This window comes from uncultured Mycobacterium sp., assembly GCF_964249325.1.
Lineage (GTDB): Bacteria > Actinomycetota > Actinomycetes > Mycobacteriales > Mycobacteriaceae > Mycobacterium.
In genome coordinates, this window is the sequence record NZ_CAXUCH010000146.1 from 1 (window position 1) to 10,786 (window position 10,786).

A 10,786-nucleotide genomic window follows, 5' to 3' on the forward strand; every position below is an offset into this window, starting at 1 on the left:
AATACGGCGTCACCACCGATTATGTGCTTGGTGTTCAGGTGGTGCTGGCCGATGGCACCGCGGTCCGGCTCGGCGGGCCGCGGCTCAAGGACGTGGCCGGGCTGTCGTTGACCAAGCTGTTCGTCGGCAGTGAAGGCACGCTCGGCATCATCACCGAGGTGACGCTGCGGCTGGTGCCGCCGCAGCAGCGGTCGTGCACCGTGGTCGCCAACTTCGCGTCCGTGGAGGCCGCCGCCGAGGCCGTGCTGGCCGTGAGCGCCCGGATTCGTCCGGCGATGCTGGAGTTCATGGACTCGGTCGCCATCAACGCGGTGGAGGACAAGCTGCGGATGGGGTTGGACCGCGGCGCCGCCGCGATGCTGCTGGCGTGCTCCGACGAACGGGGCCGCGCGGGCACCGAGGACGCCGAGTTCATGGCCGGGGTATTCAGCGAATACGGTGCGACCGAAGTCTTTTCGACCGATGACCCGGACGAGGGCGAGGCGTTCGTCGCGGCGCGCCGGTTCGCGATTCCCGCGGTGGAGGCCAAGGGGCCGCTGCTGCTGGAAGACGTCGGCGTGCCGCCGCCCGCGCTGGCCGACCTGGCGAGCGGGATAGCGGGGATCGCGGCCGACCGGGAACTGATGATCTCGGTGATCGCACATGCCGGTGACGGCAACACCCACCCGCTGATCGTCCACGACCCGGCCGATGCGGCGATGACCGAGCGAGCCGGGTTGGCCTACGGGGAAATCATGGACCTGGCGTTGCGCTTGGGCGGCACGATCACCGGCGAACACGGCGTCGGGCGGTTGAAGCGGCCGTGGCTTGGCGACCAGCTGGGACCGGACGCGATGGCGTTGAACCGCCGGATCAAGGACGCGTTGGATCCGCTGGGCATCCTGAACCCCGGCTCAGGCATCTAACTGATCGGCGAGTGTGAATCTCGCGACGCTGTTACGGCGCGTCGCGTCGTGTAGTTCACGCTCGGCGGTTGACAGTCTGCTCACTTTGTCGTACGAATAAGACATGACGGTCAGTTTGTCTCATAAGCCTCGGTTTCAGCTCGCCACCGCCGAGACGTGGGCCAATCCCTGGCCGATGTACAAAGCGCTGCGCGACCACGACCCGGTGCATCACGTCGTTCCACAAGACCGGCCCGACCAGGACTACTACGTGCTGTCGAGGCACGCCGACATCTGGGCGGCCGCCCGCAACCACGAGACGTTCTCGTCCGCCCAGGGCTTGACCGTCAACTACAGCGAGCTGGAACTGATTGGCCTGCAAGACAATCCGCCGATGGTGATGCAGGACCCGCCGGTGCACACCGAGTTTCGCAAGCTGGTGGCACGCGGTTTCACGCCGCGCCAGGTCGAGGCGGTGGAACCCAAGGTCCGCGAGTTCGTCGTCGAGCGGATCGAACGGTTGCGCGTGAACGGCGGCGGCGACATTGTCGCCGAATTGTTCAAGCCGCTGCCGTCGATGGTCGTCGCGCACTACCTGGGCGTGCCCGAAGAGGACCGCAAGCAGTTCGACGGCTGGACGCAGGCGATCGTCGCGGCCAACACTGCCGAGGGCGGCGTGGCCACCGCCGGCGATGCGGTCGGCTCGATGATGGCGTACTTCGCCGAGCTCATCGAGCGTCGCCGCAGCGAGCCGGAGGACGACACGATCTCGCATCTGGTGGCGGCCGGCGTCGGTGCCGACGGCGATATCGCCGGCACGTTGTCGATACTCGCGTTCACGTTCACCATGGTCACCGGCGGCAACGACACCACCACCGGGATGCTCGGCGGCTCAATGCCTTTGCTGAACGAGCGCCCAGATCAGCGCCAGCTGGTCGTTGACAATCCCGACCTGATCCCCGACGCGGTCGACGAGCTGCTGCGTCTGACGTCGCCAGTACAGGGACTGGCCCGCACCACCACCCGCGACGTGACGATCGGGGACACCGTCGTGCCGGCCGGCCGCAAAGTGCTGCTGTTGTACGGATCAGGAAACCGAGATGAACGCCAATACGGCGCTGACGCCGGCGAGCTGGACGTGGCCCGGTGTCCGCGCAACATCCTGACCTTTAGCCACGGGGCCCACCATTGTCTGGGGGCGGCCGCGGCGCGGATGCAGTCGCGGGTCGCGTTGACCGAGCTCCTGGCCCGCTGCCCGGACTTCGAGGTCCACGAGTCCGGGATCGTGTGGGCCGGCGGCAGTTATGTGCGACGTCCGCTGTCGGTCCCGTTCACGGTGAAGGCCTGATGGCGGGTAACGACTGGCTGGCCGCCCGGCGCACCGAGGTCGCCGCCGACCGGATCCTCGACGCCGCCGAGCAGCTGTTCGCCAAGCACGACCCCAGCGCAGTCGGCATGAACGAGATCGCCGCGGCCGCAGGGTGTTCCCGCGCAACGCTGTACCGCTACTTCGAGAATCGGGAGGCGTTGCGCACCGCTTACGTGCACCGCGAGACCTACCGGCTCATGCGGGTGATCAACGAGCGCATCAGCAGTATCAACGACCCGCGAGAACGACTGATCGCCGGTGTCATGACCACGCTGAGCCTGGTTCGCGAAAGCCCCGCGCTGGCTTCGTGGTTCGCGACCACCCAACCACCCATCGGCGGCGAGATGGCCGAGCATTCCGAGGTGATCAAGGCGTTAGCCGCGGCCTTCCTCAACTCGCTGGGTCCCGACCACCAGGACGTCGTGGAACGTCGCGCCCGCTGGCTGGTCCGCGTGATCACGTCGCTGCTGCTGTTCCCCGGTTCCGGTGAGGCCGACGAACGGGCAATGGTCGAGGAGTTCGTCGTCCCGATCGTGACGCCCGCCAAGGAGGCGGCCGCTCAGGCCGACGGCCGCCCGACCATCCAATAAGCCCGCGCAGCAATAGATTTCCGCGCTATGCCGTAGTCCTGCGACAGCACCTTGGTTACCGATCGCGTGGTGTGATTGTCGCAGGCGACCCAGCCGAAGTGGTCGCTGGCGTCGAACGCCGCCGATTGGACGGTCTGCACCAGCGCTTGTCCGTCGTTCTTGCGGTCCACCCAGGTGACATCGCTGGAGCGGGCGACCGGCAGGTCTTTGTCGTCGTCATAGCCGGCCTCCAGAAACACCCGTGCGGGAGCGTCGCCGATCGCGTCCAGCAACGAGTTGATCGCCGGCAGTGAGGCGGTATCGCCGACGATCACGTAGCCGGCCGGACGCGGCTCTGGCAGAGCGAAGTTGCTGCCCAGCACCGTCGCCTCGATGGTGTCGCCCGGCTGTGCTTCGCACGCCCACCGCGACGCGATCCCGTCGTGCAGCGCGAATTCGATGTCTACGGTGTCGGCGGCAGGATCGGGGTCGACCAGCGTATAGCCGCGCTGATGCAGCTTGTTCCCGCCGGGAAACCACACCCGCACCCACATCGTCGGATGCAGGGAGTTGTCGGCAAGCATGCCGCCGGCGTCAAAGCTCAGCCGTAGATAGTGCGGGCTGATTTCCCGGCGCCCGGTCACAGTGAGCCGATACTCGCCGGGACGCCACAACTTCAGCACGGCGCCCTGCCAGCCGCGGGTAACTTTCTGTTCGACCATTCCGTCTTGCCCTTCGCCTGGACTGAGTCAACTTAGGGCAGACTAACCTATCTCCGGATTTCGGGTTCAGCCCCGAATCCGGGTGAAGCGGTGTAGCAGCCACGCCAGCGGAATGGTGATCAGCAACGTCACGACGAACAGGTTCAGCATTGATCCGGTGTAGATCCGATACCGCAATACCTCGACCATCGCGATCTCCATCGTCACCAGATGGATCAGGAAGATCTCGTACGAGATCTCGCCGAGCCACACCATCGGCCGGGAGGCCAGCAGCCTGGCATACCAGCCGTGGTCACCCAGCCCTAGCGGCGCCACCGCCAGCGCGGCGACCACCGCGTAGAACACGGCTTTGAAGAGCGCCTCGGATAATCCGCTGGGCGTGGTCGTCGGTGCACCGGCGATCGGGGTCGACGCGATGAAGTAGCAGACCGTCGCCAGCGGTATGGCCGCCAACGCATAGCACCGCGCCCCCATCGCCTGCAGCACGGCCAGCATCATGCCGGCGACGAACCATGCCAGGTATGTCGGCAGCCACAGCCGCGCACTGCTCGGCAACCAGTGCGTGGTGTGCACCAGCACCAGCCACGCGGGCGTCAGCAGCGTCAGCCCCGCCAATGCGGCCAGCAGCAACCTCGGCTGCCAACGGCGCTGGCAGACCACCGACAACAGCAGGTAAGCCAGCAGCGGTAGCACGACATAGAACGCCACTTCCACGGCAAGGCTCCACATTTGGGTAAGACCTTGGTGCAGATACGAGCCCAGGTAGTTCTTCGTGTAAATCTGCGTCAACGTCAGGTTGCGGAGAAGGCCCATCCAGGTGTGGCCGGGATTCGGACGCGCGGTGCGGAAGTGGTAGACGAGGTAGGCCACCAGCACGGTGACGGTGTAGGCGGGCATGATGCGCCGCACCCGGTGCCACGCGTAAAGGCTTACCGACGGTGGTGGCCCCCCGGTCACCAGTGACTTCACCCACGGACCGAACAGCAGGAAGCCGGATAAGACGAAGAAGATCGGGACGCCCATTTCCATCCGGGAACACACCAGCCCGAAATACCCGTGGGTGTATTTGCCGGTGGTATAGGCCGAGTGGGTTCCGACGACGAGTAAGGCAGCGACGGCACGGATTCCGGTCAGCGAGGCAACACGATCTACCCCGGAGACTTGTTCGAGTCCGCCCTGGACAGTGCTGTCCTTTGACAGGGTCATCCGGCTGATTTCCGGCGCGGCTTACCGCTGTCGCGGCGGCGGCCGTTGCGCGGGGGCCGGTCCGGCCGCAGGTTGATCAGCACACCGGAGATGCGGGTGCGTTCGAGTGCCTTGAGCGTCGCGCGCGACAGCTGTGCCGGCAGCTCCACCAAGGAGTAGTCGGGCCCGATCGTGATGTGGCCGAAATCGCTGCGGTGCAAACCGCCCTCGTTCGCGATAGCCCCGACAATCGCGCCCGGACCGACCCGGTGCCGCTTGCCGACAGCGATGCGGTAGGTGGCAAACCCGTCTTTGCTGCGCTCTCGCGGCTTGCGCACCGGCTTGTCGGTCCGGCGGTCGGTGTGGCGTGGCTCCGGAGGTTCGGGCGCCATCAAGAAGTCCTCGCCGTCGCGGGCCTGCAGCGCCAGAGCCGCGGCGATGTCGGCCATGGGAACGTCGTGCTCGCGTTCGTAGTCCTCGACCAGGCTGCGGAACAACTCGATCCCCTGTGAGCTGAGCGCGTCGGTGATGGAGTCGGCGAATTTGGCTACCCGTTGTGCGTTCACGTCTTCGACGGTGGGCAGTTCGGCCTCGATGAGCTTTTGGCGCGTCGCCTTTTCGATCGCTTTGAGCAGGTGGCGCTCCCGCGGTGCGACGAACAGCAGCGCAGTTCCCGAGCGTCCCGCCCTCCCGGTGCGACCGATGCGATGCACGTAGGACTCGGTATCGTGCGGAATGTCGTAGTTGAGCACATGCGAGATCCGCTCGACGTCCAGACCGCGGGCTGCGACGTCGGTGGCGACCAGTATGTCGATACCGCCTTCTTTGAGCGCCGCTATGGTGCGCTCCCGCTGCGGCTGTGGGATATCGCCGTTGATGGCCGCCGCCGAAAAGCCCCGGGCGCGCAATCTTTCGGCGACCTCTTCGGTGGCCTGCTTGGTGCGGACAAAGACGATCATCGCGTCGAATTGCTCGACTTCGAGTACTCGGGTCAGCGCCTCCATTTTTCGCGGACCGGCCACTTGGATGTAGCGCTGTGAAATATTCTCTGCTGTGGTGGTTTTGGCTTCGACGGTGACTTCGAGCGGGTCGTGCAGGTATTTGGCGGTGAGCTTGCGGATGGCCGGCGGCATGGTCGCCGAGAACAATGCAACCTGTTTGTATTCCGGGGTGTCAGCCAGGATGCGTTCGACGTCATCGGCGAAACCCATGGCCAGCATTTCGTCGGCTTCGTCGAGCACCAGATAGTCCACCCGGGACAGATCCAGCGTGCCGCGGTCCAGGTGGTCGATAACCCGGCCAGGTGTTCCGACCACGACGTGGGCGCCGCGTTTCAGTCCAGCCAGCTGCACGCCATAGGAGGCTCCGCCGTAGATCGGCAGCACGGTAAGTCGCGGCAAGTGCGCGGCGTAGCGGCTGAACGCCTCCGACACTTGCAGAGCCAGCTCGCGGGTCGGCGCCAGCACCAATGCTTGAGTCGCGTTGCTGGTGCTGTCGATCTTGGACAGGATCGGAAGGGCGAAGGCCGCCGTTTTGCCGGTGCCGGTCTGCGCCAGGCCCACCACGTCGGAACCGGCCATCAGAGCCGGGATGGTGGCCGCCTGGATGGCCGAGGGTGTTTCGTAGCCGACGTCGACGATTGCCCGCAGAACCGATGGATGGATCTGCAGGTCGTCGAACGTGGCAGGGGATGTCTCAGCCGCCGCATCTGGTGAGGTCATTGGAGACCGAGTTTAGTGGCGACCGCGAGCTCGGCGGTGCCGAGCGCGGCGGGCCGCCACCCGACAACCCAGTGTTGGAGGCGTATGACACGGTTGCTGGCCGGACGGCCACGCCTGCCACGCCTGCGGAGCCGATGACGGTACGGTGCGCGTTGTGTGGAGGCTACCTTGCCCTGTCCGGACGCTGACGGGCCTGGCCGCCAGCACAGTGGCGGCCGCGATGCTGGCCGGCTGCGGGTCGGGCGACTCCACCGTCGCCAAGACGCCGCAACCAACGACCCGCCCGGCCACGACGTCCAAACCGCCGGCTTCGCCTGCTGCCTCCCCCAGCCCGACGAGCACCAGTGCGGCACCGGCCGACCCGTGCGCAGTCAACCTCGCCTCGCCCGCGATCACCCGGGCGGTGTCCGAGCTGCCTCGTGATCCGCGTAGCCAGCAGCCCTGGAATCCCGAACCGCTGGCCGGCAATTACAACGAGTGCGCACAGCTGTCGGCAGTCATTGTCAAGGCGAACACGAACGCGACGAATGCCAACACCCGTGCGGTGATGTTCCATCTCGGCAAGTACATACCGCAGGGACTGCCGGACACGTTCGGCTTCAACGGGATCGACACATCGCAGTGCACCGGTGACACGGTGGCGCTCACATATTCGAGCGGCATTCAGGGCTTGGTCAGCGTGGTGAAATTCCGCTGGAACGGCAACGGAGTAGAGCTCATCGCTAACACCGCCCGCTGAGCGCGACCGCGGGCAGCGAAGTCGCGAATCCAGCATCGCCGGCTGACCAGATTTGTCGGTGCCCCGACCTACAGTTGCTGTTGTGTTGGTCACCGACGGGATCGTCATCTACAGTGCCTCGGATCTTGCGGCTGCATGCAAGTGCGAATACGCGCTCTTGCGGGTTTTCGACGCCAAGCTGGGGTGGGGCCCGGCCATCACCGTCGAGGACGACGACCTGTTGGCGCGCACCGCTGCTCTCGGTGACGACCACGAGCGACGCCGGCTCGACCACCTGCGTGAGCAGTTCGGTGCGGTTGCTGTCATCGGCCGGCCGGCATCCACGGTTTCCGGGTACACCGCGGCCGCCGAGGCGACCCGCCGCGCTATTGCCGAAGGCGCACCGATAGTGTATCAGGCCGCGATGTTCGACGGCCGCTTCGTTGGGTTTGCCGACTTTCTGATCCGCGACGGTGACCGCTACCGGGTCGCCGACACCAAGCTGGCCCGCTCAGCCAAAGTGACTGCCCTGCTCCAGCTGGCGGCTTACGCCGATGCGCTGGCGTCTTCCGGCGTGGCGGTCGCGCCGGAGGCCGAGTTGATACTCGGCGACGGCGCCGTCGCCCACTACCGCGTCGATGAGCTGATTCCGGTCTACCGGTCTCAGCGCGCGGCACTACAGCAGCTGCTCGACGATCACTACGCCGCCGGGCTCCCGGTGCGCTGGGACGACGAGCGGGTCCGGGCCTGTTTCCGTTGCCCGGAGTGTGACCAGCAGGTGCGTGCGTCCGACGACCTGTTGCTGGTTGCCAGCATGCGGATAAGCCAGCGCGCCAAGCTGATCGACGCCGGGATCACCACGGTCGCCCAACTGGCCGAGCACTCCGGGGCCGTGCCAGATCTCGCGTCCCGCACGTTGGCAAACCTCACCGCGCAGGCGAAACTGCAAGTCGCCGAACGCGAAACCGGCACTCCGCAGTTCGAGATCGCCGATCCGCAGCCACTGGCCCTGTTGCCGAACCCCGACGATGGCGATCTGTTCTTCGATTTCGAGGGTGATCCGCTGTGGACCGTCGACGGCAGCAACTGGGGGCTGGAGTACCTTTTTGGCGTCTTGGACGCCGCAGGCCGCTTCCGTCCGCTGTGGGCGCATAACCGGGCCGACGAGCGCAAGGCGCTATCGGGCTTCCTGGCGTTGGTGGCCAAGCGTCGCCGGCGCTACCCGAACATGCACATCTACCACTACGCACCCTACGAGAAGACTGCCCTGCTAAGGCTCGCCGGCCGCCACGGCATCGGCGAGGACGAGGTCGACGACTTGCTGCGCAGCGGAGTCCTGGTTGATTTGTACCCGTTGGTCCGCAAGAGCATTCGCATAGGCGCCGAGTCGTTCGGCCTCAAGGCATTAGAACCGCTCTACATGGGCGCCGAGCTGCGCTCCGGTGACGTCACCACCGCTGCTGACTCGATCAGCCAATACGCTCGATACTGCGAGCTACGCGACAGCGAACGCGGCGAGGAGGCCTCTGCGGTCCTCCACGAAATCGAGGACTATAACCGATACGACTGCCGATCGACCCGCGCGCTGCGCGACTGGCTGCTCATGCGGGCCTTCGAGTGGGGTGTCACACCTATTGGCGCACAGCCTGTTTCCGACGGTGACGGCATCGAACAGCACGATCAGCTGGCAGACACCCTGGCCGACTTCGCCGGCGATGCCTCCGCCGGCGATCGCACTTGCGAACAGACGGCCGTGGCCTTGATCGCTGCTGCCCGTGGCTATCACCGGCGTGAGGACAAGCCGTTTTGGTGGGCGCACTTCGATCGGTTGAACTATCCGATCGACGAATGGGCGGACAACACGGACGTTTTCATCGTCGACATGGCCTCGGTCACGGCGCAGTGGCATACGCCTGCCCGCGCGCGCAAACCGCAGCGGCGAGTGCGGCTGACCGGCGAGCTGGCGCGCGGGGAGCTCAAGGCTGACGTGTTTGCGCTCTACGAGCCACCCGCCCCGGCAACCTTGACCGACAATCCGGACCTTCGAGCAGCGGGCCGAGCCCATGTCGTCGAGTGCGACGACCCGGCGGTGCCCACCGAAGTGACGATCCTGGAGCGAACCACCGACGCCGCCACGACCTTTCACCAAACGCCGTTCGCGCTGACACCGGGGCAGCCCGTGCCGACGGTGAAGCTGCGGGAATCGATCGAGTCGACAGCCGCAGCGGTGGCGGCCGGGTTGCCGGAGCTTCCTCGCACCGCACTCTTCGACGTCCTGCTGCGCCGCCCACCGCGCACCCGCAGCGGTGCGTCGCTGCCGCGCAGCGTCGATACCGTCATGGATATCACCGCCGCGCTGCTCGACCTCGACTCGTCCTACATCGCGGTGCACGGACCGCCCGGAACCGGCAAGACGTCTACGGCTGCGCGGGTCATCACCCGACTGGTCACCGAGCACGGTTGGCGTATCGGGGTTGTCGCCCAGTCGCACGCTGTGGTCGAGAACCTTTTCGACTGCGCGATCACGGTCGGCATCGATCCCGTGCGGGTAGCCAAGAAGCCGAACGGCCGCGACAATCCGCGCTGGCAACACATCGACGAAAACGACTACGCCGCATTCATTTCCGACACGGCCGGATGCGTGCTCGGCGGCACGGCGTGGGACTTCGCCAACCCCGCCCGGGTGCCGCAGGGAAGCCTGGATCTGTTGGTGATCGACGAGGCGGGTCAGTTCTGTTTGGCGAATACGATTGCTGTAGCACCGGCGGCCGCAAACCTGTTGCTACTCGGCGATCCGCAACAATTGCCGCAAGTCAGTCAGGGCACCCATCCCGAACCCGTCGATACCTCGGCTCTGGGCTGGCTGGTGGACGGGCAACGCACCTTGCCGTCCCAACGCGGCTACTTCCTGGACCGCTCATACCGAATGCATCCGGCGGTATGTGCTCCGGTGTCGGCACTGGCCTACGAAGGCCGACTGCATTCCCACACCGAATGCACCGCGGCGCGCCACCTCGACGGGTACTCGCCGGGAGTACACGTGCGGTGCATCGAGCATGACGGCAACTCGACCGACAGCCCGGAAGAAGCCGACGCGATCGTCGCCGACATACAGCGCCTGCTCGGTTCGGCGTGGACCGACGAGCACGGCACCCGGCCGTTGACCCCCTCCGATGTGGTCGTCCTCGCGCCATACAACGCGCAGGTCGTGCTGCTGCGCCAGCGGTTGACGGCTGCCGGGCTTGACGCGGTTCGGGTCGGCACGGTGGACAAGTTTCAGGGAACACAAGCGCCGGTGGCCTTCATTTCCATGACCGCATCGTCCATCGACGAGGTACCGCGCGGAATTTCGTTCTTGCTCAACCGGAATCGGTTGAACGTCGCAGTCAGCCGCGCCCAGTATGCCGCGGTGATCGTGCGCTCGGTCATGTTGACCGAATACCTACCCGTTGCACCCGCCGGGCTAGTCGAGCTGGGCGCGTTCCTCGCGCTGACCTCGGGTGGGACGCACACGTCATGGCTGTGCCGCAGTGGGCAGGCTGCTCGTCGCGCCGCTGCTCTGTACGGCTGATATAGATCGGTTTGGTCCTTCACAAACGCCTCCGGGGGTGTCAGGAA

Annotated in this window: 8 protein-coding genes; 5 read left to right on the plus strand and 3 right to left on the minus strand. The window is 65.9% G+C overall.

What is annotated here, in order from left to right:
- The 3 genes from ACFE99_RS16915 to ACFE99_RS16925 all read left to right on the plus strand — a co-directional run.
- Positions 1–905: FAD-binding oxidoreductase (locus ACFE99_RS16915; RefSeq protein WP_375487277.1), on the plus strand; the 905-nt coding region annotated here is incomplete at its 5' end.
- Between the two features lie 103 nt (positions 906–1,008).
- Positions 1,009–2,232: a cytochrome P450 gene (locus ACFE99_RS16920; RefSeq protein WP_375487279.1), complete on the plus strand. Its 1,224-nt coding sequence runs from the start codon at positions 1,009–1,011 to the stop codon at positions 2,230–2,232.
- Positions 2,232–2,843 (plus strand): TetR/AcrR family transcriptional regulator, encoded by a 612-nt coding sequence (locus ACFE99_RS16925; RefSeq protein WP_375487281.1) that lies wholly within the window; start codon positions 2,232–2,234, stop codon positions 2,841–2,843. The genes ACFE99_RS16920 and ACFE99_RS16925 overlap by 1 nt, the downstream gene beginning before the upstream one ends.
- On the opposite strand, the gene ACFE99_RS16930 is transcribed toward ACFE99_RS16925, so the two are convergent.
- The 3 genes from ACFE99_RS16930 to ACFE99_RS16940 form a co-directional block, all read right to left on the minus strand.
- Positions 2,813–3,544, minus strand: coding sequence for a siderophore-interacting protein (locus ACFE99_RS16930; protein ID WP_375487283.1), 732 nt, complete (start codon positions 3,542–3,544; stop codon positions 2,813–2,815). The two genes, ACFE99_RS16925 and ACFE99_RS16930, sit on opposite strands and share 31 nt — an antisense overlap.
- Positions 3,545–3,610: 66 nt before the next feature.
- Positions 3,611–4,750 (minus strand): acyltransferase family protein, encoded by a 1,140-nt coding sequence (locus ACFE99_RS16935; protein WP_375487285.1) that lies wholly within the window; start codon positions 4,748–4,750, stop codon positions 3,611–3,613.
- Positions 4,747–6,450 carry a DEAD/DEAH box helicase gene (locus tag ACFE99_RS16940; protein ID WP_375487287.1) on the minus strand — a complete coding sequence of 568 codons (1,704 nt, stop codon included), beginning with the start codon at positions 6,448–6,450 and terminating at the stop codon, positions 4,747–4,749. Before ACFE99_RS16940 ends, ACFE99_RS16935 begins: the two co-directional genes overlap by 4 nt.
- 145 nt (positions 6,451–6,595) lie before the next feature.
- Between ACFE99_RS16940 and ACFE99_RS16945 the strand changes: the two genes are divergently transcribed.
- Positions 6,596–7,189, plus strand: coding sequence for an LppP/LprE family lipoprotein (locus ACFE99_RS16945; RefSeq protein WP_375487289.1), 594 nt, complete (start codon positions 6,596–6,598; stop codon positions 7,187–7,189).
- Between the two features lie 82 nt (positions 7,190–7,271).
- Positions 7,272–10,739 carry a TM0106 family RecB-like putative nuclease gene (locus ACFE99_RS16950; RefSeq protein ID WP_375487291.1) on the plus strand — a complete coding sequence of 1,156 codons (3,468 nt, stop codon included), beginning with the start codon at positions 7,272–7,274 and terminating at the stop codon, positions 10,737–10,739.
- The last annotated feature ends 47 nt before the right edge of the window (positions 10,740–10,786 follow it).